The sequence below is a fragment of the Streptomyces sp. NTD91 genome, assembly GCF_059510455.1.
Map to the genome: position 1 here is coordinate 1 of NZ_JCAJZW010000166.1, position 473 is coordinate 473.

The following is a 473-nucleotide window of genomic DNA, read 5'->3' on the forward strand; positions in this document are numbered from 1 at the left end:
CGTCCAGGGTCGCTTGGGCGAGGGCGGTGAGGGTCCCGTCGGGACCGAGTTCGAGGTAACGCGCCACGTTCTGCTCGGCGAGCGCGCTCACGGCGTCGGCGTAGCGGACGGTCCGGCGGACGTGCCGCACCCAGTACTCCGGGGACATCAGGTCCTCGGCATTCACCGGCTCACCGGTGACCGTGGAGACGAAGGACACCTCCGGCCGCCCGTACGTCAGGCTCTCGGCGACCTCGCGGAAGTCGGCGAGCACCGGCTCCATCAACGGCGAGTGGAACGCGTGACTCACCCGCAGCGCCGTCACCTTGCGGTCCCGGCCCCGGAAGTGCGCCGCGACCTCCTCCACGGCCTCGGCGACACCGGCGATCACCACCGCCTGAGGGCCGTTGACCGCGGCCAGACCCACGCGCACGTCGTCGACGAACGGCCGAACCTCGTCCTCCGACGCCTGCAACGCCACCATCGCCCCACCC

Annotated in this window: 1 protein-coding gene; it reads right to left on the minus strand. The window is 71.9% G+C overall.

What is annotated here, in order from left to right; all coding sequences use genetic code 11:
* On the minus strand, window positions 1–473 hold a 473-nt coding region (locus AC5WRT_RS39070), incomplete at both ends, for an acyltransferase domain-containing protein (RefSeq protein ID WP_496098960.1).